Annotated in this window: 20 protein-coding genes; 11 read left to right on the forward strand and 9 right to left on the reverse strand. The window is 68.3% G+C overall.

The window, feature by feature from the left end:
• The first annotated feature begins 67 nt into the window (after window positions 1-67).
• Window positions 68-928 carry a LysR substrate-binding domain-containing protein gene (locus ABUA37_RS01665; RefSeq protein ID WP_349897376.1) on the forward strand — a complete coding sequence of 287 codons (861 nt, stop codon included), beginning with the start codon at window positions 68-70 and terminating at the stop codon, window positions 926-928.
• Between the two features lie 13 nt (window positions 929-941).
• Here ABUA37_RS01665 and ABUA37_RS01670 read toward each other — a convergent pair whose 3' ends face one another.
• Window positions 942-4187, reverse strand: coding sequence for an ATP-dependent helicase (locus ABUA37_RS01670; protein WP_349897377.1), 3246 nt, complete (start codon window positions 4185-4187; stop codon window positions 942-944).
• Window positions 4180-7314 (reverse strand): ATP-dependent DNA helicase, encoded by a 3135-nt coding sequence (locus ABUA37_RS01675; protein WP_349897378.1) that lies wholly within the window; start codon window positions 7312-7314, stop codon window positions 4180-4182. The genes ABUA37_RS01670 and ABUA37_RS01675 overlap by 8 nt, the downstream gene beginning before the upstream one ends.
• 98 nt (window positions 7315-7412) lie before the next feature.
• On the opposite strand from ABUA37_RS01675, the gene ABUA37_RS01680 reads away from it, so the two are divergent.
• From ABUA37_RS01680 to ABUA37_RS01690, 3 genes are all read left to right on the forward strand, one after another.
• On the forward strand, window positions 7413-7637 hold the full coding sequence (locus ABUA37_RS01680; protein WP_325516160.1) for a DUF3107 domain-containing protein: 225 nt from the start codon (window positions 7413-7415) through the stop codon (window positions 7635-7637).
• On the forward strand, window positions 7634-7930 hold the full coding sequence (locus ABUA37_RS01685) for a hypothetical protein (RefSeq protein WP_349897379.1): 297 nt from the start codon (window positions 7634-7636) through the stop codon (window positions 7928-7930). The genes ABUA37_RS01680 and ABUA37_RS01685 overlap by 4 nt, the downstream gene beginning before the upstream one ends.
• A gap of 102 nt (window positions 7931-8032) precedes the next feature.
• On the forward strand, window positions 8033-8824 hold the full coding sequence (locus tag ABUA37_RS01690) for a hypothetical protein (protein WP_349897380.1): 792 nt from the start codon (window positions 8033-8035) through the stop codon (window positions 8822-8824).
• Window positions 8825-8944: 120 nt separating this feature from the next.
• On the opposite strand, the gene ABUA37_RS01695 is transcribed toward ABUA37_RS01690, so the two are convergent.
• The 3 genes from ABUA37_RS01695 to ABUA37_RS01705 form a co-directional block, all read right to left on the reverse strand.
• Window positions 8945-9619 carry a response regulator transcription factor gene (locus tag ABUA37_RS01695; RefSeq protein WP_349897381.1) on the reverse strand — a complete coding sequence of 225 codons (675 nt, stop codon included), beginning with the start codon at window positions 9617-9619 and terminating at the stop codon, window positions 8945-8947.
• Between the two features lie 9 nt (window positions 9620-9628).
• A complete protein-coding gene (locus tag ABUA37_RS01700; RefSeq protein WP_349897382.1) occupies window positions 9629-11113 on the reverse strand; it encodes a sensor histidine kinase in 1485 nt (494 codons plus the stop codon).
• A gap of 140 nt (window positions 11114-11253) precedes the next feature.
• The gene (locus ABUA37_RS01705; RefSeq protein WP_349897383.1) at window positions 11254-11934 is read right to left on the reverse strand and encodes a ferritin-like fold-containing protein; all 681 of its coding nucleotides are present in this window, start codon (window positions 11932-11934) and stop codon (window positions 11254-11256) included.
• Between the two features lie 210 nt (window positions 11935-12144).
• On the opposite strand from ABUA37_RS01705, the gene ABUA37_RS01710 reads away from it, so the two are divergent.
• The gene (locus ABUA37_RS01710; protein WP_349897384.1) at window positions 12145-13686 is read left to right on the forward strand and encodes a DEAD/DEAH box helicase; all 1542 of its coding nucleotides are present in this window, start codon (window positions 12145-12147) and stop codon (window positions 13684-13686) included.
• A 116-nt stretch (window positions 13687-13802) separates the two neighbouring features.
• On the opposite strand, the gene ABUA37_RS01715 is transcribed toward ABUA37_RS01710, so the two are convergent.
• A complete protein-coding gene (locus ABUA37_RS01715; protein WP_349897385.1) occupies window positions 13803-14666 on the reverse strand; it encodes a PHP domain-containing protein in 864 nt (287 codons plus the stop codon).
• Window positions 14667-14726: 60 nt separating this feature from the next.
• Between ABUA37_RS01715 and ABUA37_RS01720 the strand changes: the two genes are divergently transcribed.
• Window positions 14727-15734: an endonuclease/exonuclease/phosphatase family protein gene (locus ABUA37_RS01720; protein ID WP_349897386.1), complete on the forward strand. Its 1008-nt coding sequence runs from the start codon at window positions 14727-14729 to the stop codon at window positions 15732-15734.
• Between the two features lie 33 nt (window positions 15735-15767).
• Window positions 15768-17246, forward strand: coding sequence for an aminopeptidase P family protein (locus ABUA37_RS01725; protein WP_349897387.1), 1479 nt, complete (start codon window positions 15768-15770; stop codon window positions 17244-17246).
• Between the two features lie 3 nt (window positions 17247-17249).
• Here the strand turns inward: ABUA37_RS01725 and ABUA37_RS01730 are convergent, their stop codons facing one another.
• Window positions 17250-17747 carry a general stress protein gene (locus tag ABUA37_RS01730; protein WP_349897388.1) on the reverse strand — a complete coding sequence of 166 codons (498 nt, stop codon included), beginning with the start codon at window positions 17745-17747 and terminating at the stop codon, window positions 17250-17252.
• A 114-nt stretch (window positions 17748-17861) separates the two neighbouring features.
• On the opposite strand from ABUA37_RS01730, the gene ABUA37_RS01735 reads away from it, so the two are divergent.
• Genes ABUA37_RS01735 through ABUA37_RS01750 form a run of 4 tightly spaced genes read left to right on the forward strand, consistent with a single transcriptional unit; the run spans window position 17862 to window position 21205 of the window.
• Window positions 17862-19223, forward strand: coding sequence for a magnesium transporter MgtE N-terminal domain-containing protein (locus ABUA37_RS01735; RefSeq protein WP_349897389.1), 1362 nt, complete (start codon window positions 17862-17864; stop codon window positions 19221-19223).
• Window positions 19210-19755, forward strand: a complete 546-nt coding sequence (locus ABUA37_RS01740; protein ID WP_349897390.1) for a DUF1003 domain-containing protein — start codon at window positions 19210-19212, stop codon at window positions 19753-19755. The genes ABUA37_RS01735 and ABUA37_RS01740 overlap by 14 nt, the downstream gene beginning before the upstream one ends.
• Window positions 19756-19777: 22 nt before the next feature.
• Complete coding sequence (locus ABUA37_RS01745; RefSeq protein ID WP_349897391.1) at window positions 19778-20980, forward strand: P-loop NTPase; 1203 nt, start codon at window positions 19778-19780, stop codon at window positions 20978-20980.
• Between the two features lie 33 nt (window positions 20981-21013).
• Window positions 21014-21205: a hypothetical protein gene (locus tag ABUA37_RS01750; RefSeq protein ID WP_349897392.1), complete on the forward strand. Its 192-nt coding sequence runs from the start codon at window positions 21014-21016 to the stop codon at window positions 21203-21205.
• Here ABUA37_RS01750 and ABUA37_RS01755 read toward each other — a convergent pair.
• Window positions 21195-22688 (reverse strand): pyridoxal phosphate-dependent decarboxylase family protein, encoded by a 1494-nt coding sequence (locus ABUA37_RS01755; protein ID WP_349897393.1) that lies wholly within the window; start codon window positions 22686-22688, stop codon window positions 21195-21197. The two genes, ABUA37_RS01750 and ABUA37_RS01755, sit on opposite strands and share 11 nt — an antisense overlap.
• Entirely contained in the window at window positions 22685-24043 is a 1359-nt protein-coding gene (locus tag ABUA37_RS01760) for an MFS transporter (protein ID WP_349897394.1), read from the reverse strand. Before ABUA37_RS01760 ends, ABUA37_RS01755 begins: the two co-directional genes overlap by 4 nt.
• Between the last annotated feature and the right edge of the window lie 37 nt (window positions 24044-24080).

Consider the following 24080-nt stretch of genomic DNA (forward strand, 5'->3'; position numbering starts at 1 on the left):
TCCCGATGCCATTGCCGATTACGCTGAGAAGCACCACTTCTATTCAGTCTTCGAATGCGAGGCGCGGATGTTCGACCCCGTTCTCCTCAAGACCTTCGTCACGCTCGCCGAGACCCTCAGCTTCACCGGGGCCGGAGCGCGGCTCGGACTCAGCCAGCCCACGGTGAGCCAGCACATCCGCAAGCTCGAGGCGGCGGCCGGCCGCAACCTCGTGGTGCGCGACACCCGTGAGGTGCGGCTCACCGACAATGGCGACGCGCTGCTCGGCTTCGCGCGCACGATTCTGGCCGCCCACGATCAGGCCAGCAGCTACTTCACCGGTTCGGCGATGCGGGGCCGGTTGCGCTTCGGCTCGGCGGACGACCTCGCGCTCACCCAGTTGCCGCAGATCCTGCGCGACTTTCGGCAGCTGTATCCGCACATCAACCTCGAACTGACCGTGGGCCAGAGCGGATTTCTCACCCGGCGTCTGCTGTCGGGCCAGCTCGACCTCGTGTTCATCAAAGAGGAGGCGGGAACGGGAGCCGGCCAGCTCGTGCGTCGGGATCGACTCGTCTGGGTCGGCCACAAGAGCATGCAGCTCGAGCAGGACAGCCCCGTTCCTCTCGTGACCTACCCCGCACCGAGCCTCACGCGCACGCTCGCGATCCGCGCGCTCGAGGGAGCAGGCCGCACCTGGCGCATCACCTGCAACGTGCGCGAGGTGAACGGCGTGCTCGCTGCCGTTCGCGCCGGCATCGGCGTCGCTCCTTTTCCGCAGAGTCTCATCCCGCCCGACCTCGCCCAGCTGCCGGTGCTCTTCGAGCTACCGCGGCTCGGCAACGTGGACTTCACCCTGCTCTCGAACCCGGTGTCGGCGCGCGAGCCGATTGAGGCGCTCAGCGCCGCGATCGTGGCGCGCCAAGCTGTGATTTCGAAGGCGCAATAGCCGGGATGCTGACTCAGGATGCCGTCGAAACGACGCCGCGCCAGGCCGCGACGAGTTCGTCCCTGGAGTAGATGCGCTCGGGGCGGATGACGCGGTCGTCGCTCACGTAGTAGAAGACCGCGTCGATCTGTTCCGGATCGATACCCTTCCACTCGGCGAACGCCTGGCGATACAGCGCGAGCTGGAACTGCTTGGCCTCGAGGTCCGCGGCGTCCCGCGGTGCCTTGCCGGTCTTCCAGTCGACGATGCGACAGCGACCCTCGGTGAAGTAGACGGCGTCGAGCTTGCAGACGATGACCTCGTCATCCAGCACGAGGTGAATCTCGATCTCGACCTCGGCAGGCTTCAGCGCCGCGAATTCGGAGCGCTCGAAGGTCTCGCGCAGTCGGGTGAGCTCCGCCTGCTCGACCGGTGCCGTGCCGGACGCCACGGCCTCGCCGAACAGGCCATCGAGCTCCGTGTCGAGCGCATCGATCGCCTCGACCGAACCGCCGACGCCGTAGCGTTCCTCGACCCAGCTGTGGAACAGCGTGCCGAGCCGCGTCGCGCGGTACGGCCGCTCGGGCATGGGGCGTCGCAGCGAGGCGGCCACGGCTGCCGGATCGGTCACGTAGTCCTTGAATCGCGATGCGGGCACGCGGCTCGGCAGCGCGACCAGGCCGCTCGACTCAAGACGTGCCCTGCGCTCCCGCAGCAACAGTTCGAGATTGACGGCCCACCTGCCCGCGCGTTCGACCCGGATGTCGCCCCGGGCCTCCACCGTGCGCACGAGTTCCGCGGCCGCTTCCACCGCTGCCCGGCGCTGGCCGAGCGGATCCTGCGGCCACAGGAAGAGTCGCACATCGTCGCCGAGCGGGTTCTCGTCGTGCTCGCTCGCCGTAGGCAGTGGACCGATCACGCCGGCCTCGGCGAGTTGCACGAGGAAGGGGCTCGGAGGCCGCGGGGTGGTCTGCGCCGCCCAGAACGAGCCGCTCATGAGCAGCGAATGCCGTGCTCTCGTCACGGCGACGTAGGCGAGTCGCCGCTCCTCCAGCTCGTGCCGCTGCTTCACCGAGTTTTTGAAGGCCGCGCGTGCGTCGAGCAATTCCTTGCGCGTCGTCACGGAGCGCCAGTCGAACTCGGGAAGCTCGGCAGCGTCACCACGGAACTCGTAGGGCAGGCTGCCGAACGACAGCCAGCCGTTGAATCCTTCGCTGGGCGCACCGGGGAGCTCCTTGTCGACCATCCGCGGCACGACGACGAGATCCCATTCGAGTCCCTTCGCTCCGTGGATGGTGAGTAGCTGCACCGTGCCGGGCTCCGGATCCTCCGGTCGCGGTGCAAGGCCGTCGCGCCATTCGGCCTCGCGCAACCAGGAGAGAAAGCCCCCCAGGCTCGCCGAGTCGTCGACCACGAGATAGCTGCCGAGCGCGTCGAAGAAGGCCTCCATGTTGGCGGTGTCGCCCGTGCGCATCTCGTTCGCGGCGACCTCGATGTCGAGCAGGAGTTCCTGCTGCACGAAGGTGACAAAGTCGAGCAGGTCGAGACCGAGCCGGGCACGGAGCTTCGCGAACGTCGCGCCGGCCTCCCGCAGCCTGGCGAGTCCGATCTCGCTGAATCGCGAGAGAGCGGTGTGGCCCTCGCGCGCGGTGGCGAGAAAGTCGAGCGCGTCGACGATCGAGCCGCCCTCTCCCTCAGCGACGGAGGCGCGCATCCGTTCTTTGACGACATCGTCGAGCGGTTGCTGGGCGATATCCCGATCGCGCAGCCAGGAGGCGAGCCGGCTGAGGGCGTGCAGATCCTTCACCCCAATGCGCCAGCGCGAGCCGGCGAGAAGTCGCACGAGTTCGGAGCCTGCGGTGGGATCGTTGACGACCGCGAGCGCGCAGACGAGGTCCGCGATCTCCGGCTCCGCCATGAGTCCGCCGATGCCGAGCACGTGGAAGGGAATGCCGTGCCGGCGCAGCGCCTCGATGAAGACACCCTGCGTCTTGCGGGCGCGGAACAGCATCGCCGCGGTCTGCCCGGTGTCGCCAGAACCGTTCTGCGGACCGAGCCGCCGCTTCAGCCATAGCGCCGCGGCCTCTGCCTCCTCCGGCAGCGTCTCCTCGTAGATCACGTCCACCGGAAGCGCGGTCGCGTTCGGAGAGGCGTCGAGTCGCTGAACGCCGACCGTCGCGGTGGCGGCGAGCGGTTCGACGAGCGCGTTGGCCACCGCGAGGATGTCGTGCCCGTTGCGCCAGCTGGTGGCGAGCGCGAAGTCCAGCACCCGGCCGCCGCCGAACTGCTGCGCGAATCCCTCGAGGTTCGCGGCGCTGGCGCCGCGCCATCCGTAGATCGACTGGTTCGGGTCGCCGACGGCCATCACCGGATGCCCGGCGAACAGCTCGGCGAGCAGCCAGGTCTGCACCACGCTGGTGTCCTGGTACTCGTCGAGCAACACGACCCTGAAGCGGTCGCGGAACTCCTCGGCAACCCGCGGAACGGTGCGAATGATCTCGAGGGCGAGCGCCACCTGATCGGAGTACTCGATGAATCCGCGGCGCTGCTTCTCCTCGGCGAACTGCTGCGCGAGCTCGATCAGCACCGGCAGCGAGCCGACAGTCTGGGCGAGAGTCACGGCCTCTGGATAGTCGCCGCGGCCGCCGGAGGGCAGTTCCGCGAGCGCCGCAAAAGCCTCGGCCATCGACCGCACCTCCCCGGCATCCGCGACGTTCTCGCTGAGCGCCCGGCTGAGCGCGATGACCGCCCTCGTCACGGTGTCGACGTTCTTGCCGAGCTCCGGCAGTCGTTCGTCGCTCGCGTGCACCACGATCGATCTCGCGAGCTGCCAGGCGGAGGCCTCGCCGAGCACCGCGCCGTCGCTCTCCCGCCCGAGGAGGATCGCGTTGTCGCGGTAGATGGTGTTCGAGAAGGAGTTGTAGGTGGCGACGACGGGCGGATCGAACTCGTCATAGTCGCCGGGCAGCAACCCCGCCTCGTGCAGCTGGCCGATGCGCTCACGGATGCGCGCGGAGAGTTCGCCCGCCGCCTTGCGCGTGAAGGTGAGGCCGAGGATCTCGCTCATGCCGACGCGACCGTTGGCGAGCAGCCAGAGCACGCGGTTGGCCATGGTCTCCGTCTTGCCGCTGCCCGCGCCGGCGACGACGAGTGCGGGCTCGAGCGGTGACTCGATCACGGCTCGCTGCTGCGTCGTGGGTCGCGGCTTTCCGATCGCGTCGGCTATCGCATCCGCGCTGATGAACAGGTGCTCGGTGAAGCGGTGCTCGGCGTCAGTCACTACTCACTGCCCTCACTCGGTGCAGTCTGCGGGTCGCGACGTCGAAGGAACTCCACTGGTCGAGGTCGATCGCTCCGAGGAAGGCGGCCTGCGCCATACCCGCGGCGGCCTGACGGATGCGCTCCCTGAAGCCCTCGAGTTGCTCTTCGGTGAGCACCGCCTGCACGCCCTCCCGATACAACTTGGATCGAAGGCCCTTCTTCACGTAGAGCAGCTTCGCTCCCCCGCCGCGGTGCTCGCCGAGCTCGTCGAGAACCTCGTCGAGCACGCCCTCGGCGTAGGCGAGCTGGTAGGCACCGAGCTGCGGATGGGCGTCGATCTGGTCCTGCCTGGTGATCGGGCTGCCGGTCTTGAGGTCCACGATCACGATCGAGCCGTCCGCCGCACGCTCCACCCGGTCGATGGAGCCGTTCACAACCGCACTGCCGATCTCGAGCTCGAACCTGCCTTCCGCCGCCGCGAGCTGCTTGCCGTCTCTCGCGAAATCGGCGAGATACTCGGCGACCCCACCCGCGAGGATGCGCGCGGCGCGACGCTGCTGCTCCGCGAGCCACGGCGACTCGAACACGAGCTCGCTCCAGCGCCCCTCGATGGCGCTCCAGATCGCGTCGACTGTGGGATCGGTCGCGGTCTCCATGGCCCAGTGCACGATCGTGCCGAGGCCCATGGCGACGCTCGACTGGGTGCCCGAGACCGACTCGATGAACCAGTCGAGCGCGGACTGCTCGAATGCCTCAAGCTTCGACGGCGAGACCCGAACGCGTTCGTCTTCCCCGTATAGCGGCTCGGTCGTCGACGGATCGAGCAGGCCGTGCCACTGTGCCGGGTGCGCACCGGGCACGCTCTGGGCGGCGAGCAGGGCGAGGGCGGATGCTGCGGCCTCGCGATCGGACACCGTCGCGCGCGGCCGCACGAGTTCCCGCCGCAGCTCGCCCGTGAGCCCCCGCAGCGAGAGCGAGGGCAGGGCGGAGACCTTCACGGGAACCGCCTTCGGTGCGAGCGCGAACAGCACACTCGCGGCCTCGTCTTCGTTCACGACGGCGGCGAGGATGACCTGCCTGCGTGCTCGAGAGACCGCGAGTGCGAACATGCGAAGTTCGTCATCCCGAACCTGCCGGCGCTCGTCGAGCGCGACGTCGCCGAGTTCGCTCATGACCCGCACGAGCTGTTGCGGGTAGAGGAGGGAGCCGCGCAGTCGCAGGTTGGGCCACACGCCCTCCTGCAGGGCCGCGACCACGACGACGTCGAATTCGAGCCCGACGGTTCCGGATGGCGTGGTCACGAGCACCGTCTCGGCCTGCGACTGCGGCGACAGCGTGTCTTCCGGCACCTCCGCATCGAGCACCTGCTCCAGGAACACGGTGGCGGCCGTGCCCGGTTGGCGCTCGACGAATCGCTTCGCGGCGGTGAACAGCGCGAGCACGCCGTCGAGGTTGCGGTTCGCCTCGGCCGCGGTGATGCCGGCGCTGAGCGCCTGCTCGCGCCAGGGCTTCGCGAGCCCGCTGCGCTCCCAGACAAGCCACAGCAGTTCCTCGATCGTGTCGCCCTCGGCAAACGCGGTGGCGACGGCGGCGAGAGTGGTGGCCATCCGTTCGGCATGGCGACCGACCCTGGCGTCGATCGTGGCGAAGCGACCGGGTGCCGAGAGCGCCTCGACGAGCAGCTCGTCGCTCGAGCGGGTTCCGCCGCCGGCGATCTCTTCCGCCCGAAGCGCGAGTCGCACCCTGCGAAGGGCGAGTCGGTCGAGGCCGCCGAACGGACCCAGCAGCAAGTCGTTCGCCGTCGCCGCCGTGAGCGGTGCCCGCCCGATGCCCACGTCGACCACGGCGAGCAGGCCTCGCGCCGCGTGGTCGTCACGCAGCGCCTTGCCGCCGACCGCCGTGCGCGTCGGCACCTCGGCGAGCGCGAGCGCCCTGGCGATCACCGGAAGCTGCGCGCCACTGCGCGCGACCACGACCATGCTGCTCCAGGGCACACCCCGCAGCAGGTGCCACTCCCTCAGTTGCGCCGCGATGGCGGACCACTGGCGCGCCGGCGTCGGGGCCTGAATAGAGAGGATGGCCGGGACATCGGGCGCGCTCGCGGGCTCGGCCGCCGTCACGTCGCGATGTCCCACCGCTCCCGCCGTTCCGATGCGCTCCGTGACGCGACTCGTGAAGGCAGTGAGTCCCTCGCCCGCACGATGGTTGTGGTGCAGGGTGAGGTGAACCAGGTCGGGGAGGTCGAGCACGGTGCCGAGGCGCGCGAGCGCCTCCGGTTCGCCGCCGCGGAACGCGTTGGCCGCGACATCCGGATTGCCGAAGGCAACCACACGGATGCCGCGAGCCGCAAGCGCACGTAAGAGCTGCAGGGTCGACCGCGGCGCCTCCTGCAGGTCATCGATGACGACGAGCTTCAGCCTGTCGACGGTGGCGCCGGGGTCGTCGCCAGCAACGGCGGCGATGGCGAATTGCACGAGCTCGGACGAGTCGAGCTGGTGTGGACGGGAGCTGCTGATCACCGCGAGGTACTCGGCAATAAACTCGGCCGCGGCGACCCACTCGGGGCGATCCCGCTGCTCACCGAGCTGCCGAAGCCGCTGCGGCGTGACGTCGAATTCTGTCGACCTGGCCATGAGTTCGCGCAATTCGGTGCGGAAGCCGCGCAACCGTCGCACCTGGGGCCCGAGGTGTTCGGGCCAGGCCGGCCCGGTGCCGTCTTCGAGCTGGCCAGCGAGCAGCTGGCTCAGGTCGCTGTCTTGCTCGCCGCCCGTCACGAGCTGGGGTGGCTCGGTGCCGGCGCTGCGCGCCGCATGCCCGACAATGTCGAAGGCCAGCGAATTGACCGTGCGGGCGAGCGGCCCGTTGGTGGGCACCCCGAGGCGCAGGGCGAGCCGATCGCGCAGCCTCGTCGCGGTGCCGCGCGAGGAGGTGAGCACGAGCACCTGCTCCGGCGCGAATCCGAGGCGGTGAACCCGGTCGGCCACCAGCTCGATCAGAGCCGTGGTCTTTCCGGTGCCCGGCGCTCCAAGAACGACCGCGGATGCGGCATCCGGCAGCCGCAGGACGGCCTGCTGCGCGTCGTCGAGCACCACCGGTGTGCCGGATGCGACGCCGCGCGGCGTGCGCAGGAACCCGGATGCCGACATGCTTCAAAACTACCGGCAACCACCGACAGCGCCGGGGCCACGTACCGCCCAGAGCGAACGCGCCCGAACGGCACCGCCCCGTGTCGTAATCTGGGCTCGTGGACATTCGCATTGGCATCATCAACAGCCCCCGTGAGATCAGCTTCGAGTCGGCGCAGCCCGCCAGCGAGATCGAGAAGGTCGTCTCAGACGCCCTCGAGTCGTCGGCGAAGTTCTTCAAGCTGAACGACGACAAGGGCAGCGTTTATCTCGTTCCGCTCGAATCGTTCGGCTACATCGAGATCGGTTCGGAGTCCACCAGGCGCGTCGGCTTCGTGGCGTGACCATGGAACTCCTGTTCGCGGTGCTGGGAGGCATCGCGATTGCGGGCGGCCTGCGCTACCTGCTGCCGCATCGGCACAGCTACGGAGTGCTCCTGCTGCCCGCCATGGGAGGCGCAGTTTCCGCGGCGGTGTGGGCAGCACTCACCTGGCTCGGCTGGCCATTCGATGGCGGCTGGATCTGGGTCATGAGCCTGCTGTCGGCGGGCGTCGCCGGCATCCTCGTGGCCCTGCTGCTTTCACGACACCGCGTCGCGACCGACGAACGGATGCTGCAGACACTGAGCAGAGCGTAAGCACTGAATAAGACTTCTCTCATTCGATTCTCGTTGTGTCCTCATTTTTCTCGCGCAGGGTAGTCGCATAAGGTCCAGCGGGGTCACAACGGGGGAACAACAGTGAAACACGGCGTAAAGGTGTTGGTCGCGGGGGCGGCCGGCCTGTTCGGCGCCGTGATCGTCGCAGGCGGCGCCTTCGCCACGACAGGTTCACGCCTCGTGGCGGATGCCCCTGGACAAGTCCTACAGATGCAGGGCGTCGGCTCGGGTGCCGACGCCGTGCAGGACAGCGCCGAAGCCCGCCTGAAGCTGCTTGAAGCAGGCCAGGCCGGGGGCGTCCACCTCGTCGCGCAGGCCGCGGCCGTCTCGCTGTTCGGGTCAGCAGACGGCGCGGCCAGCGCGCGAGCGGGTCTTGACGATCAACTAAACGCGGACGACAGCCACTCTCCCAGGGTGACAGACGCTCCCAACCCGGGCTTCAATGCGGCCGAGGGCAATGACGGGAACGCCGGAACGGGCAACCAGGGCGAGGGTGGCGGCAACACCGAGCTCCACGGCAACGGGAACGGCGTGATCGGGAGCAACGGAAACTCCGGGAACAATGACTCCGGCACCAGCAACTCCGGCACCAGCAACTCCGGCACCAGCAACTCCGGCAACGCCAACTCCGGCAACTCCGGCAACTCCGGTAACGCCAACTCCGGCCACGCCAACTCGGGCAACAGCAACAGCAACTCCGGCAACAGCAACTCCGGCCACGCCAACTCGGGCAACAGCAACTCCGGCCACGCCAACTCGGGCAACGGCAGCAGCAACTCCGTTAACTCCGGCAACGGGAAGCCCGCCAACCCTGCGAACGGCGAGGCGACCGACGCCGGCAGTGGCAAGTCCGGCAACGGGTCGAAGAAATAACTCCATAGACTCTGTCGGCACACAGCGCCGACAGCCGGTCCGGGATTCCTCTTCGGGTGAGGTGTCCCAGACCATGATCCGGCTGGTAACCGGTGGCAGGTCGTGGGGCGCCTATTCGGGTTAGGCGCCCCCGGACCCCTGCCTCAGGCGGTATCCCATCCCTCGCACATTCTCGATCCGATCCGATCCGATCTTGCCGCGCAGGTAACGCACGTATACCTCGACCACGTTGGATGCCGGGTCGAAATCGAATCCCCACACGCGGCTGAGCAACTGCTCGCGACTGAGTACCTGTTCGGGATGGCGCAGAAACTCCTCGGCGAGCGCGAATTCGCGCGAGGAGAGGTCGTGCTGTCGCCCGCCCGCAGTGATCCTTCTGGTCCGCAAATCGAGTTGCAGACCGAGCGCCTCGATCGTGTCGACGGGTCCCGCCTGAGCGCCCTTCAGCCGCAGTCGGATGCGAGCGAGCAGTTCGTCGAATCCGAACGGCTTGGCCAGGTAGTCGCTCGCACCGCTCTCCAGTCCGCGCACGGTGTCTGCAACCGAGTCGCGCGCGGTCAGCATGATGACGACGGTGGAATCACCGGCCGCCTGGAGCGCTTCGAGCACCTCGAACCCGTCCATGGTGGGCAATCCGGCGTCGAGGATCATGAGGTCAAACGCGCCCGACCGGGCCTCCGCCAACGCCTCCGCGCCGTCAGAGACCGCGTGCACGGCGAAGCCTGCGGCCTTGAGACCGCGCTCGACGAAGGCCGAAATTCGTGCTTCGTCCTCGGCGATCAGTATCCGGGTCATGGTCTATCTTTACGCCAGTCCGGCGGTGTCCGCCTGCCCATTCAGCGGCACCCTGATCGTGAACGTCGACCCCTGGCCCAGTTCGCTGGACAGCGTGACCGTTCCACCGTGTGCCTCTGCGATCGCCAGCACGATGGTGAGCCCGAGTCCCGAGCCGGCCGTGCCGCGGTTCGACTCCAGGCGACCGAACCGTTCGAAGATGCGCGCGTGAGAGTGTGCCGGGATGCCGGGCCCGCTGTCGCGCACCCAGAGGTAAAGCCACTCGACACCGCCATCCAGGCCGATGTCACTCCCGATCGAAATGGGCGTGTTCTTCGTCGCATACTTCGCGGCGTTGTCTGCCAGTTGCAACCACGCCTGGGTGAGACGCTGCGCATCCACCATCGCGGTTCCACTGGATCCGACAAAGACCGGCCACGTCCTGAGCGGGTCGAGGGCGCGCACCTTGATGGCCACCGCGGCGGTGAAATCGTTCACATCCATCGGCGCGAGCTCGACGAAGTCGGGGCGACGGGCCTCGGCGAGGAGCGACAGCTCCGAGACGAGCGAGCTCATCCGGCCGAGTTCATCCAGCGCGACAGCGCGAACCGCGTCGACATCCGCCTGGTCTGAGGAGTCGAGCAATTCGAGGTTTCCCCGCACGATCGTGATCGGTGTCTTCAGCTCGTGTCTCACGTCGTCGATGAGCCGCCGCTGGCTCGCGAACGAGTCTTCGAGCCGGTCGAACATCCCGTTGATCGTGACGGCGAGTTCGGAGATGTCGTCGTTGCCGGTGACCGGGATGCGCGCGGAGAGGTCCGCGGCCGAGTGCGCTGCCGCGGCATCCCGCAGCAGCCGGATCGGTCGCAACAGTCGCCCGGCAACGAACCACGCGACGAGGCCGATGAGCACCAGCGCGAAAAGCGCGACCACCAAGAAGCCCTGGAACGACTGCGCGACGTCCGCGAGGACGGCATCCAGGTTCACGGCGGCCACGTAGAGACCGAGCCGCTTGTCACCGCTCACATTCACGGGCACGATCACGTAGCGAACGGTGCCGATCGAGCTCTTCGCCGTGCCGCGCACGACGCTCGAGGAACTCGCCTCGACGACAACTCGCTTCAGCAGCTCTGGATCATCCTGAATCTGAAACGCCCGCTTGGTCGACGGAGCGTAGGCCGGCGCGAAATTGACGAGCCCGATCACGGCCTGGTTCTCCGGTGGCACGAGGCGTTGCATCGCCGCGCGCAGCACCGCATCCACCGAAGTGTGAGAAGTATCCGCGCCCACCTGCTGAGCAACCGCTTTCAGCGCAACGACAGAGCGGGACAGTTGTGCGTCGACAGCGGTGAGTGCACGCTGCCGTTGCACGAGATACGAGGCCGCACCGGTGACGGCGAGACCGACCGCGGAGACGAGTAGGATCGCGACGAGGATGCGGAATCTGACCGAGACAGATCGACGCTCTGACCGGGCGGGACGCCCGGCTGGAAGTGCCTCGTGCGATCCGGTCATCATTGATTATTACCCGAAAACAACGGATTACGGGCACCCAAGCGTGCCCCCAAAACGGGTTCGCCTACCGCGAAGCGGCGGGCCGGGGGCGCCATCGCGGCCTCCAGATGCCCGCGGGAACGCCGCGAGAGTGCAAGCGCTTACGCGGTGAGACCGATCGCGTCCATGCGGCGGGTGTGGGCGGCGATCACCTCGGTGACGACTGGCTCGAGCTTCTCCTCGTCCTTCGCACTGGCCGGGGGCATAGCGAGTGCCGACCGCGCGACGAGCAGCGTGTCTCCGACGAGACGGCGACCCCACATCGCGAGCCTCGAAGCGAGGCGCGGGTCGGCGTTGATCGCCGACTGAAGCTCGTGCGCGAGGATGTCGCCCCCCGCATCCGAGGTCAGCACACGTTCGATGCGCTCGGCCGCCGCTCGCGGAAGACCGGACGCGAGGCTGAGGAAGAAGTCGTCGAGGATGCCCGCGGTGAGGTAACAGGCCGTGACGAGTTCGTACCAGTCGTCTCCGCGCGTGATGCGGCGATAGTGGTCGATGCGCTCCGTATACGGCGCCATTGCCTCCCCGGCGTTCGTGCCCTGTCGTTCGAGCTCGGCAACGAGGCCGTGATGCTTGGTCAGGGACGTCGCCGCGACCCGGCTGACCGCGAGCTTGGCGCTGGCCGTGGGCGCCGACGTGATCGCGTGCGTCAGCGCCTCGAAGATCGAGAGCTGGATGTATGCGGCCTGCCCGAGGAATGGGACGAGTTCGGGCGTGAGCTCGCCGAGCGCGACGCGGTTGACGTTCACCGGAGCGTCGGAACGCGAGCGCAATCGCGGCACTTCGACACGCTTTCTGCGCCGTCCGAACCAGGTAACCACGTGCTTAGCCTAGCCGTGGGGCTCCCGCTGGCACGCCGCATCCACCCGGGAAACCGGGCTCCACAGCCGAAGACCGCTAAACTGGCGCAATCGCCTCCCACTCTGACGGGGGCCCTACGCCCCAGGACAAAGCGGGCGTATCCGCTTGACGCAAACAAGGGCATTGAACTTTTGACTTTTTCTGAACTCAATATCGACCAGGACATCGTGGAGGCGCTCGCCGCGCACGGCATCCTCGAACCGTTCCCCATCCAGTCGCAGACGATCCCCATGGGGCTGGCCGGGCAGGACATCATCGGCCAGGCGAAGACCGGAACCGGTAAGACGCTCGGCTTCGGCCTGCCGCTGCTGCAACACCTGGGCACCAACCCCGAACCCGGAGTCAAGGCGCTCGTCGTGGTGCCGACCCGCGAACTGTGCGTGCAGGTGGCCGAAGACCTCGTGATGGCGTCGGCCAACCGTGGCACCCAGGTGGCCGCGATCTATGGCGGCAAGGCGTATGAAGGCCAGGTGGAGCAGCTCAAGGCAGGCGCACAGGTCGTCGTCGGAACGCCCGGCCGCCTCCTCGACCTCGCGAGCCAGCGGATGCTGTCGCTCAAGAACGTCGAGGTGATGGTGCTCGACGAGGCAGACAAGATGCTCGACCTCGGCTTCCTCTCCGACATCGAGAAGCTGTTCGCCCAGACGCCGCCGACGCGTCACACCATGCTGTTCTCCGCCACGATGCCGGGGCCGATCGTGGCCCTCGCGCGCCGCTTCATGAACAAGCCCATCCACATCCGGGCCACCGATCCCAACGAGGGACTCACCCAGGCGAACATCAAGCATGTCGTCTACCGGGCGCACGCGCTCGACAAGGACGAGGTCATCTCCCGCATCCTGCAGGCCGAGGGTCGCGGCAAGACCGTGATCTTCACGCGTACCAAGCGCGCGGCGGCCAAGCTCGTCGAAGAACTCAACGACCGCGGATTCAACGCTGCCGCAGTGCACGGCGACCTCAACCAGGAGCAGCGCGAGCGTGCCATGGCCGCGTTCAAGGCCGGCAAGAAAGACATCCTCATCGCCACGGATGTCGCGGCTCGTGGCATTGACGTCGACGACGTCACGCACGTGATCAACCACACCATTCCCGAGGACCACGACGCCTACCTGCACCGCGTCGGCCGCACCGGGCGCGCGGGCAAGACCGGCATCGCGGTGACCTTCGTCGACTGGGACGACATGCACAAGTGGTCGCACATCAACAAGGCGCTGGACATGGGTCAACCCGAGCCGCAGGAGACCTATTCCTCGTCGCCGCACCTCTACACCGACCTCGACATCCCCGCGGATGCGAAGGGTCGCCTGGCAACAGCGGGTCCCGCCCGCGAGCGCGAGCCCCGTTCCGCGAACGCCTCGGCGTCCGGACGCGGTGGTTCCGGTCGTGGCCCTGATCGCGGTGGTTCCGGTCGTGGCGGTTCCGGTCGTGGCGGTTCTGGTCAGGGCGACGGTCGTTCACGCGATGGCGCGCCGCGCCAGCGCACCCGCGGTGGCGCATCCGGTCGCTCGGATGAGGCGCACTCGAGCTCACCCCGCGCCGACTCGACCCGCTCTGAGACGCACCAGACCGCCGAGGGCGCGGGAACGCACGACGGGACCGGTCCAACGCGCCGCCGCCGCAACCGCACGCGTCGCCCGAGCACCGGCAGCAGCACGCCGCCGCCCGCCGCGTAGCAGCACTCGGTCGCTGAGCCTGTCGAAGCGCAGAACACACGGTCGCTGAGCTTGTCGAAGCGCACTTCCCTTCGACAAGCTCAGGGAACGTGAAGCTCAAGCTCCCTTCGACAAGCTCAGGGGACGAGAGAGCCCGTGAACGGCACGCTACCGGTGGCCTCGGCCACGATGCGGTCGAGCACCTCGGGCGCCGTCGTGTTCTCGGCGAGCCGGTTCGGCTTGCCTTCGCCGTGGTAGTCGCTTGAGCCGGTGATCACGAGTCCGTAGCGCTCGGCCAGCTCGTAGAGCCTCGCGCGACCTGAGTCCGTGTTCTCCCGATGGTCGATCTCGAGGCCGAATAGTCCGGCGTCGACGAGCTGCGAGAAGCGATCCTCCGGGATGACCCCTGAGCGATCCCTCGTGCCCGGGTGCGCGAGAACCGGCACTCCCCCGGCCGCACGCACGAGCTTCACCGCGGCGAGAGGGTCGGGAGCGTAGTGGGGCTGGTAGTACCCGGTGCGCGGATGCAGGATGCTCGCGAAGGCCGCGCTGCGGTTCGGCACATGTCCCTTCGCCACGAGCGCGTCGGCGATGTGGGGGCGACCGACGGTGGCTCCCTCCGTCGTCTGGGCCACGACATCCGCCCAGTCGATGTCGTAGTCGACCGAGAGGCGCTCAACGATGCTTTCGGCGCGCAGCAGCCTCGCCTGCCGGATTCGCGCGGTCTCCGCGATGATGCCACCGTTGCTCGGGTCGAAGAGGTACGCGAGCAGGTGCACGCTCTTCCACTCGTAGCGCGTCGACAGTTCCATGCCGGGGATCACCGTGAGGCCGGTTCCGGATGCCGCACCGAAGGCCTCCTGCCAGCCCGCGGTCGAGTCGTGGTCGGTCAGCGCCGCGGTGTCGAGCCCGGCGGCCACGGCGGCGCGGATCAGCTGGGCGGGAGTCTCCGTGCCATCCGAGACGCTGCTGTGAGTGTGCAGATCGATCGGCCCAGGCATGGTGCCATGCTAAGCCTCCTTCCAGCCCCGGTCGTGACCGAGCGGTTAGGGTGAGGGGCCATGCTCCGTCGAATCCTCGCCTCCGCCGCGCTGCTTGCGCTTGCCGCGGCCCTTCTCGTGGTGGCGTGGCCGGAGCTCTTTCGGCTGCAGCGCACAGCGATCATCGCCCAACTCGTCTCGTTCCGCGGTGCGATAGCGATGGCGGCGCTCGTCATCGTGGTGCTGCTCCTGCTGCTCGTGCTGGTGAACGGCTCCTTCCGACGGTTCGGCTCGGCGCTCGCCCTGCTCGTGCTCGCGTTCGGCCTCGTGAACGTCGCGGTGCTCGCGACGCGCGGCGTCGGCAATCCCGCCTTCACGACCAAGTCGAGTTCCGACATCACCGTGCTGTCATGGAACACCCTCGGCGACGCTCCCGGCGCGAAGGCCATCGCGAGCCTCGCGCTCGATGCGGGCGCGGATGTGGTGGTGCTGCCCGAAACGACGCGAGCGACCGCGGATGCCGTGGCCGGTCTCATGCAGGCGGGCGGGCATCCGATGACCCTGCATTCCATCGCGTTCGACCAGGTCTCGAAGGCGAGATCCACCTCGATGCTCATCAGCGCGAGGCTCGGCGACTATCGGGTGGACGGCAGCGCCGGTTCCACCTCGACCCTGCCCACGATCGTCGCGCAGCCAGCCGACGGTTCGGGGCCCACGATCGTCGCGGTACACGCGGTCTCGCCCGTGCCGGGCGAACTGCCCCACTGGAGGTCGGACCTCGAGTGGCTGTCGAAGCACTGCACGGGCAACACGATCATGGCCGGCGACTTCAACGCCACACTCGATCACATGGTCGGGCTCGCGACACCGGGCAAGAGCTTCGGAAACTGCACGGATGCGGCGAGCAGCACGCGGAACGCGGGTATCGGAACCTGGCCAACCGCGCTTCCGGCGCTCCTCGGAGCGCCGATCGACCACGTCATGGTCACCGACGGCTGGCGCGTCACGGGAATGCGCGTGATCGAAGACCAAGACAAGGCGGGCAGCGACCACCGGCCGGTCGTGGCGCAACTGCAGCACGCCGGCTGAGACGCGGCGCAGCCTCGCGAGAGACAATGGAGCATGGCCGAATCGAAAGCTGACGCTCCGCGCGCTACCTCCAACCGCTCGACGGTGCCGGGCTCCGACACGTTCAAGAGCTACATCTCGAGCAATTGGGCCGAACGAACGGATGCCCTCCCCGCTCCCCGGGAGCAGGCCGCCTTCGCCGCGGCACGCCGCGAGCGCATCTCCGCATTACATCCGGGCAAGCGACTCATCGTGCCGGCGGGTGCCGCCAAGGTGCGCTCGAACGACACCGACTTCCCCTATCGCGCGCACTCCGCGTTCGCGCACCTCACCGGCTGGGGCTCCGACAGCGAACCCGACTCCGTGCTCGTGATGGAGCCGATGGCGAACGGACACGAGGCGACGCTGTACTTCCGCGAGCGTGCCGGCCGCGACTCAGACGAGTTCTACGCGAACCCCGAGATCGGCGAGTTCTGGATCGGCGCGCGCCCCTCTCTCGCCCAGGTTGCCGCCGACCTCGGCCTCGCGACCGCGGGCATCGCGGACTTCGCCGGCGTGCTCGACTCGGTCGACGCCGACACGCTCCTGGTGCGGGATGCCGACCGGGGCATCACAGACCAGGTTGACGGTCGCAGGCTGCTGGCCGCCAATCTCGACGAGCTCGAGCCGAACGATGACGACGCCGTGCTCGCCCGCGATCTCTCCGAACTCCGCTTGGTCAAGGACGCTTACGAGATCGAACAGATGCGCCTCGCGGTAGCGGCAACGAAGCAGGGATTCGACGACGTGATCGCCGACCTCCCCTCGATCACGGCACATCCGCGGGGCGAGCGGCTCGTTGAGGGAACCTTCAACCGCCGCGCCCGCGCAGACGGCAACACCGTGGGCTACGACACGATCGCGGCCTCTGGCTCGCACGCCTGCATCCTCCATTGGACCCGCAACGACGGACCGGTGAGGCCGGGCGAGCTCATCCTGCTCGACGCCGGCATCGAACTCGACAGCTACTACACGGCAGACATCACCCGCACGCTGCCGATCGGCCGCACCTTCACCGAGACGCAGCGCCTCGTCTACGAGGCCGTGCGCGAGGCCGCGGATACCGCGTTCGCGATCGTGCGGCCCGGCATCCGGTTCCGCGAGATCCACGCGGCCGCGATGGCCGTGATCGCCCGGAAGACCGCCGAGTGGGGCATGCTGCCCGTGAGCGCCGAGGAGTCGATCAAGCCCGAGAACCAGTACCACCGCAGGTACATGGTGCACGGCACCTCACACCACCTCGGCATCGACGTGCACGACTGCGCACAGGCGCGGCGCGACCTCTACCTCGACGGTGTGCTCGAGGCGGGCATGGTCTTCACGATCGAACCTGGGCTCTACTTCCAGCCCGACGATCTCACCGTGCCCGACGCGTTCCGCGGCATCGGCGTGCGCATCGAAGACAACATCCTGGTGACCGGCGACGGCGCCGAGAACCTGTCCATCGGCATCCCTCGCACGGCGGATGACGTGGAGGCCTGGCTGCGCCGCTAACGGTTAGGAGCTCGGAACCGGGCGGTCGAGCAGCTCCTGAGCCCGGATGAGCAGGTTCGGCTCGACGATGATCTCGTAGCGACTCGCGAGCACCTGGTGGGTCGAGGTGAAGTCGCGGCGGCTGCGGCCGAGCGCGTAGCTGACGATGCCGAACAGCATGCCGAAGCCGGCCCCGATGAGCGCCGCGGCGCCCACGTAGACGAGTGCGTTGGCGATGGGCGAGAAGATGAACAGCACGAGTCCGATGAAGAGACCGAACCAGGCGCCGCTGGCCGCTCCCGCTCCCGCGGCACGGCCGTAGCTGAGCTTGCCGGTGACGCGTTCGACGGTCTTCAGGTCGCTGCCGACGATCGAGAGCTGCTTCACCGGGAACTCGGCCTTGGCGAGGCGATCGACGACCGCCTGGGCCTCGAGATACGTGTCGTAGCTACCCAGCACATCCCCCTTCGGCAGGGTCGGGAACACGGGTCCACGACGAAGGAAGGGGTTTTGACCTGTCATGCGACTCATTATCCCCGGTGAAGCTCTGAAACGCCCCGGCAGGGCTGGGAAGGCGGCACGCTGGACCCGCTCGATCCGGCCGAGATTCAGGGCTGAAGGTCTAAGTTAGAGACTGTGAGCGCCACGAGAGTCTTCGTCGCCCGTTTGGTCGGGTGCGCCGTTTTCGACCCCGCGGGCGACAAGGTCGGCAGGGTGCGCGATGTGCTCGTCGTCTACCGCAACACGTCCTCGCCTCGAGTCGTCGGACTCATCGTCGAAGTTCCCGGCAGGCGCCAGGTCTTCCTCTCCATTGGTCGGGTCACGAGTATCGGCTCGGGCCAGATCATCACCACCGGGCTCATCAACATGCGGCGCTTCGAACAGCGCGGCGGCGAGGTGCGCGTCATCGCCGAACTGCTCGGCCGCAAGATCACCCTGGTGGACGGTTCGGGCACGGCCACCATCGAAGACGTGGCGATCGAAGAAGGCGACGACGCCGAGTGGTCGATCACCGACCTCTTTGTGCGCCGTCCGAAGCCCAGCGGCAGCCCCTTCGCCAAGGGCCAAACGCTCTTCGCCAAGTGGGCCGACGTTCGCGAGAGCAGCGGCAGGCGTGAGGCGCAGTCCGCGACGCAGCTGCTCGCGACCTACGAAGACCTACTCCCCGCCGACCTCGCCAACGCCCTCCTCGACCTGCCAGAGCAGCGGATGCTCGAGGTCGCCGAGGAGATGTCGGACGAGCGCCTCGCCGACGTGCTCGAGGAGATGCCCGAGAGCGAGCAGGTCGGCATCCTCAACCAGCTCGAAGACAATCGTGCGGCCGACGTTCTCGACCAGATGCAGCCGGATGACGCGGCCGACCTCATCGCGCAGCTCACCGAGGAGCGCGGCGAGGCCCTCCTCGAGCTCATGCAGCCGGAGGAGGCGGAGGACGTGCGCATGCTCCTCGCCTATGCGCCCGACACCGCCGGTGGACTCATGACTACCGACCCGATCATCGTGCCCGCCGACGCGACCGTCGCTGAGGGCCTGGCGCTCATCCGTCGTCACGAGCTCGCGCCCGCACTCGGCGCTGCGGTATGCGTGACCCTGCCGCCGTACGAGCCTCCCACCGGCCGCCTTCTCGGCATGGTGCACTTCCAGCGGATGCTGCGCTACCCACCCAACGAACGCCTCGGCACTCTCATCGACCAGAAGCTCGACCCGGTCCGTTCGGATGCCTCGGCCGCCGAGGTCGCGCGCATCCTGGCCAGCTACAACCTGGTTTCGGTGCCGGTGGTGGACGAGAACCAGCGACTCGTCGGGGTGGTGACCATTGACGATGTCCTCGACTATCTGCTGCCGGACGACTGGCGAAGTCACGACGAAGACCAGGCGCTGCCGCCTCGCGCGCGAGCCAGGCAGTCCGCCGTCTCGACCGCGACGGCTCCCATAGCGATACAGCAGGTGCAGAGAACGACCAACCGGGCAAGGAGGACAGGCAATGGCCAGGGCTAACCGCGACGACCTCCCGCTCGACTCCCCCAAGGGCCTCCGCACGAGCTTCGTGCCGCGCTTCACCAGCGGAGGACCCGGCAGCAGCGACCGGATGGGTCGCATGTCCGAGACATTCGCTCGCGCCATGGGAACGCCGTGGTTCCTCGTGGGGCTCTCGCTGCTCTGCGTCGCGTGGCTCGCTTACAACGTCCTCGCGCCCGTGCAGTGGCGCTTTGACTCTGCGGCCAACGGCTTCACCGCGCTCACGCTCATCCTCTCGCTGCAGGCCTCCTACGCGGCCCCGCTCATCCTGCTCGCGCAGAACCGACAGGATGACCGCGACCGCGTGCAGATCGTGCAGGATCGCCAGCGTGCGGAGCGCAACCTCAACGACACCGAGTACCTCGCCCGCGAGGTGGTTGCGCTGCGACTGGCCATGAAAGACATGGCCACCAAGGACTTCATCAGGGCCGAACTGCGCTCCCTGCTGGCCGAACTCGATGAACAGCACCGTGACGATAACGAGAAGACAGACGAGGTGACCGCGGAGTGAGCCGTTCGACGACTCCGCAATCATGACCGACCCCACTCCCGTCACGGAGGAGCCGACGAGCTCCCAACCAACCACCGACTCCCCGGCCCTGGTGCACGATCCGAACCCCCTCGAAGAGAAGGTGTTCCGCGCGCTGACCCAGGTGATCGACCCGGAGATCCGCAAGCCGATCACCGAACTCGACATGGTCAGCTGGATCACCGTGACGGATGCCGGCGAGGCCAGCGCGGAGATCAAGCTGACGATCGTTGGCTGCCCCGCCGCGCGCACGATCGAGAACAACGTTCGCGCGGCGATCACGGCTGTGCCGGGCGTAACCTCGGTGGACCTCGTGATGACGTCGATGACCACGCAGGAGCGCAATAAGCTCACCTACAAGCTGCGCAACGGCCGCTCGAAGGCGCTGCAGTTCGGACCGGACACCCCCACGCGCGTGTACGCGGTGACGAGCGGCAAGGGCGGCGTCGGCAAGTCCACCGTCACCGCGAACCTCGGCGTGGCGCTCGCTGCGCGAGGGCTGCGGGTGGGCATCGTGGACGCCGACGTGTTCGGGTTCTCGATCCCCGGCATCCTCGGTATCGCGGGCGAGAAGCCGACGCGCGTGCAGGACATGATCCTGCCGCCCATCGCCTTCGACGTGAAGGTGATCTCGATCGGCATGTTCGTCGAGTCGGGCACCGCCGTCTCCTGGCGCGGGCCGATGCTGCATCGCACCGTGCAGCAGTTCCTGACCGACGTGTACTTCGATGAGCTCGACGTGCTGCTGCTCGACCTGCCGCCCGGTACCGGCGACGTGGCGATCTCGATCGGCCAGCTGCTGCCGTTCGCGGAGGTGCTCGTGGTGACCACGCCGCAGCGCGCCGCCGCCGAGGTCGCCGAACGCAGCGCCCTCGTCGCGCGGCAGACCGGCCAGAGCGTCATCGGCGTCATCGAGAACATGGCGGGGATCGTGCAGCAGGACGGCACGGTGCTCGAGCTCTTCGGCAGCGGCGGTGGGGCGGATGCCGCGGCGCGGCTCTCCACGGACGAGCAGCAGGTGCCGCTGCTGGCCTCCATTCCGCTCAGCGTTGGCCTGCGCGTGGGAGGCGACACCGGCACGCCGATCGTGCTGAGCACCCCGGATGACCCCGCCGCTGTCGCGATCGCGGGCGTCGCCGAACTGCTGGCCGCGCGCGGCCCGCGACCGGTCGCCGAGCCTCCGGTGGCTGAGACACAGGGTCACTGAGCCTGTCGAAGCGCCGGCGGGTAGAGTCGTCACATGAAGGCAGGACTCACCGTGTTGGCGATCGGTGCCGTCGTGCTCGTGGGAGCCTGGCTGCTCGCGTCGAACCTGCCGCCCGCATCCGCCGCTCTGGTCTTTCCGATCGTCGGTCCGATCGTCATCATCGGCGGAGGGCTCAGCACTGTCTGGCTCAAGAACGCGCGCGAGCGGCGCGAGTTCAAGGAGTAGGCGGCTCGACCAGCCGCGCCAGCAGCTCCGTGAGCAGCCGCTCGGTGAGCGGCGCGGGCAGGGCCTCGATGAGCGCGATGAACGGCGCCATTCGCTCGGGCAGCTGTGACGATACATCCCCCGGCGTGATCAGCCCGATCTGCGCGAGCAGGCCGTATGCCGACTCCGAGGTCAGCGGGGCGGCATCCGGAGCCGACAGGCCAGCCACGATCTCCGGGGGCAGACCGCCGAGCACGTCAGACGCGGTCACCGGCGGCAGCCCGCGCACCTCGTCGGCGGCGAGAACGACCGCCGCGCCGAGCTCGTCGAGCACTCCCTCGGTGACGGGCGTGACCGTGATGTGCGTGGTGTGCGGCAGGTGGCTCCCGTCGGACTGCACGAGCCCGGGCTGCAGCTGGAGCAACCAGCCGTGACCTCGCGCCTGATCCGCCCAGTGGTGCGGGTCAACCCGTTCGTCGGCCGGAACCGACTCGTCCGTGGCGACCGCGAGCAGCGGACCCACAGGTTTGCCGACGACGCGCAGCCCCGGAATGCTGCCGACGAGCGCGACGAGCGCATGCGTCGACCGCTCGCACGACTCGGCGAGCGCCGCAAAGCCCGGCGTCCCGAGCGCGTGGATGATCGCCCATGCCGCGGCGAGCGCCCCTGCGGACTTCGATCCGAGCATCGTCGGGTTGACCACCGGATACCCAGGCCATCGCGTGGTCGCGAAATACTGGGCGCGCTGCCTGTCCCGCCCGCGCTGCAGCAGAACGGATGCACCCTTCGGCGCGTAGCCGAACTTGTGCAGGTCTGCGCTCACGCTCGTGACGCCCGGCAGCCGGAAGTCCCACGGCGGCAGGTCCGACCAGAACGGCAGCACCCACCCGCCGATGCACGCGTCGACGTGACAGTCAATGCCCGCCGCGAGGCACGCGGCCGCGACCTCCTCGATCGGGTCGAGCACCGCGAAGGGGTAGGAGGGTGCGGAGACCACGACGAGCGCGACGTCGTCGCCGAGCCGCTCGAGGATCCGCGCGGCGGGCAGCGTGCCGTCCTGGTCCACCGGCACGAGGTCGAGGTCGAGCCCGAAGTAGTGCGCCGCCTTCTGGAAGGCCGCGTGCGCCGTGACCGGGGCGAGCAGCCTCGGCGTTCCGGCGTGGGTCGCCCGCCAGGTGTCCCGCGCCGTCTTCACGGCGAGCAGGCAACTCTCGGTGCCGCCGGTCGTGACCGTTCCGACGACATCCGCGTTGCCGTGCAGCATCGCGCGGGCGAAGCCGATCACCTCGCACTCCATCACCGCGACCGAGGTGAACGTGGTCGGGTCGAGTCCGTTCACCGGCTGCACCATGCGAATCGCGGCGGCGGCGAGCTCGTCGAGCTCGGCGAGGCCGGAGTCGTAGACGTAGGAGAGCACGTGACCGCCGTGCGTGGGCGCATCCGCCTCTCGCAGGGAGGCCAGTCGCTCCAGAATGTCGGAAGGCTGCTCGACGAACGAGGTCACGCCGTCACCTCGATGTCGGCCTTGCGCAGCGGATACCGCGCGAACGACCACAGGCTCAGCGCGATGATCACGGCGGGCACGATGCTGAAGCTCAGCACGATGCCCGCGACCGCCGAGTCCGGCTGCTCCTTCACCGCGCCGGCGACGCCCGCGACGTATCCGGATGCCGCCAGCACCACCGTGAGCACGCTCGCTCCCAGCGCCATCCCCGCGGTCTCCCCCGCCGTCCACACTCCCCCGAACGCGCCGGCCTGGCCCTCCCCGTGCGTGAGCGCGTCGTGCGAGATCACGTCGGGCAGCATCGCCATCGGCAGCGACTGCATACCGGCGTAGCCTGCGCCGGCGAGCGCGACGGGCAGGTACACCCAGTCGCCCGGGAACCAGAGCAGCACAAGCATGCTGAGCGCCGCGATGCCGAACAGGATGCTCGCCCACACGAAGCCGCGCTCCTTGCCCACGCGCTTCGCGAGCACACCCCACAGGGGCGCGGCGCCGAGTGCCGGTGCGATAAGCGCGATGAACAGTAGCGTCACGGCGCTCTCGCTGTTGAGCACCCACGTGGCCACGTACTGAGCGCCGGCGAGCATGAGCCCCGTGGCGAGTCCCTGCAGCAGGAAGGTGAGCAACAGGGCGCGGAACGCCGGGCTGCGGCGCAGAGTGCGGATGCCCGCCGCGTAGTTCTCGCGCACCGAGACCCTGGGCGCATCCGAGAACCCGGTGTTGCGCGGCGCGACGAAGCTCGAGACGAGCATCCCGAACCCGATGACGAGTCCCGCGACGACCGCCATGATGAAGTACTTGAAGAACCCCTCGCCGAGGTCGCGCAGCGCGGGACCGCCCGCACCGAACAGCAGGATGGCGAAGGTCAACACCACGACCCGCCACGACAGCAGCCGCGTGCGTTCGTCGTAATCGGCCACCAGCTCCGCCGGCAGGGCGATGTACGGCACCTGAAACAGGCTGAACGCGGTGGCGGTGAGAATGAATGCCACGAGCACCCACAGCCCGGAGACGATGGGCGGCAGCCCCGTGGGCACGGCGAAGGTGAGGATGAAGAACACCGGCAGGGCGAGCGAGCCGAGCACCATGAGCCGCCGCCTCGATGCGGTCAGCGCGAGACTGCGATCACTGCGAGCACCGATGACCGGGTCGATGATCACGTCCCAGATCTTCGCCATCGTCACGAGGAGCCCGGCGAGAATGGCCGCCACTCCCAGCGTGTCGGTCAGGTAGTAGACCAGCACGAGCCCCGGCAGGGTGGCGAAACCTCCCGTGCCGAGCGATCCGATGGCATAACCGGCGACGGTTCTGCGGGGCAGGGTTGAGCGAGGCGATGTGCGCTCCAGTGCGACCATTTCGAGAGTGTAGCGCGGCCGCCACACGCTGGCGGCC

Source organism: Parafrigoribacterium soli (genome assembly GCF_040227235.1).
In the GTDB taxonomy this organism is placed as follows: domain Bacteria; phylum Actinomycetota; class Actinomycetes; order Actinomycetales; family Microbacteriaceae; genus Parafrigoribacterium_A; species Parafrigoribacterium_A soli.

What these genes read in the sequence shown, in the direction of transcription:
- ABUA37_RS01725 (WP_349897387.1), top strand. Translation starts at nt 15,768, where the DNA reads ATGGCCGAATCGAAAGCTGACGCTCCGCGCGCTACCTCCAACCGCTCG.
- ABUA37_RS01750 (WP_349897392.1), top strand. Translation starts at nt 21,014, where the DNA reads ATGAAGGCAGGACTCACCGTGTTGGCGATCGGTGCCGTCGTGCTCGTG.
- ABUA37_RS01740 (WP_349897390.1), top strand. Translation starts at nt 19,210, where the DNA reads ATGGCCAGGGCTAACCGCGACGACCTCCCGCTCGACTCCCCCAAGGGC.
- ABUA37_RS01720 (WP_349897386.1), top strand. Translation starts at nt 14,727, where the DNA reads ATGCTCCGTCGAATCCTCGCCTCCGCCGCGCTGCTTGCGCTTGCCGCG.
- ABUA37_RS01700 (WP_349897382.1), bottom strand. Translation starts at nt 11,113, where the DNA reads ATGACCGGATCGCACGAGGCACTTCCAGCCGGGCGTCCCGCCCGGTCA.
- ABUA37_RS01695 (WP_349897381.1), bottom strand. Translation starts at nt 9,619, where the DNA reads ATGACCCGGATACTGATCGCCGAGGACGAAGCACGAATTTCGGCCTTC.
- ABUA37_RS01665 (WP_349897376.1), top strand. Translation starts at nt 68, where the DNA reads ATGTTCGACCCCGTTCTCCTCAAGACCTTCGTCACGCTCGCCGAGACC.
- ABUA37_RS01675 (WP_349897378.1), bottom strand. Translation starts at nt 7,314, where the DNA reads ATGTCGGCATCCGGGTTCCTGCGCACGCCGCGCGGCGTCGCATCCGGC.
- ABUA37_RS01760 (WP_349897394.1), bottom strand. Translation starts at nt 24,043, where the DNA reads ATGGTCGCACTGGAGCGCACATCGCCTCGCTCAACCCTGCCCCGCAGA.
- ABUA37_RS01745 (WP_349897391.1), top strand. Translation starts at nt 19,778, where the DNA reads ATGACCGACCCCACTCCCGTCACGGAGGAGCCGACGAGCTCCCAACCA.
- ABUA37_RS01715 (WP_349897385.1), bottom strand. Translation starts at nt 14,666, where the DNA reads ATGCCTGGGCCGATCGATCTGCACACTCACAGCAGCGTCTCGGATGGC.
- ABUA37_RS01730 (WP_349897388.1), bottom strand. Translation starts at nt 17,747, where the DNA reads ATGACAGGTCAAAACCCCTTCCTTCGTCGTGGACCCGTGTTCCCGACC.